The sequence below is a fragment of the Frankia sp. CcWB2 genome, from assembly GCF_977927585.1.
Genome location: NZ_CDWRCM010000113.1, coordinates 9,386 through 10,168 on the forward strand (window position 1 = coordinate 9,386; position 783 = coordinate 10,168).

The 783-nt window shown below is 73.3% G+C and carries 1 protein-coding gene; it reads left to right on the top strand.

All coding sequences use genetic code 11. The annotated features are described in order from the left end of the window. Positions 1-749 (top strand): hypothetical protein (locus ACY45C_RS13175; protein ID WP_462187912.1); only part of this gene is annotated, 749 nt, incomplete at its 5' end. Positions 750-783: the final 34 nt, after the last annotated feature.

Here is a 783-nt window from a genome sequence, read left to right on the forward strand (position 1 = left end):
GGCCCGCGGGAGATGCCGAGCCCCGCGGCTGGGACGAGTTCATCCCGCGCCAGGTCGACGATGTGGTGACGGTCACGGACCTGTTGGCGGCGCCTCCCGGCAGCGCGGTACCGACCGCCGCGGGGCCGCGGCGGAACTGGCTGCCCCGCCTGAGCGCGCCACGGCCGAATCCATGGGAGCTGGCCGGTCCGGCGAGCGGTGGCGTCTCGGCGGGACTCGGACCACCCCACACCATCCGGTTCAGCGCCCCCGCCGGTCGGCGGGTGGAAACCGTGAGCGGCCACGGCGAGGCGGAACCGACCCGCATCACCTGGGACAGCTGGGCCGTGCAGGGAGAGCTGCGGTTGAGCGCCGGACTGCAGACCTGGGCACACCAGGCCGGGGGAACCGGAGCACATCGCCTGGTCCGGCTCCGGGCGGAACTGGTGAACACCTCGGGCTGGCATCTTCCGGCCGAGGAAGCGATGGATCACGTCTCCCTCGAGGCGCGCCGCCGACGGCACCGGGAACAGGCGATGCGGCACTCCCTGATCGGCGCGCACCTGCTCCTCGCGACGACCGAGGGCCGATTCGTGTCCCTGGCCTCTCCCCCGACCCGGGCCAGCGAATTCGCGAAGAACTGCGTCAACGACGGCCTCTGGCCCGCGCTCGTGGCCACCACGGACGGCCATGACACCGTGCTCGTCGCGCCGATCGTCCTTCCCGATCATCCACGGCCGGCTCCGGTGGACCACGACGGCGGCAGCTGACCGCCGGCCCGCCATCGGCCTCGGCCGATGAGCC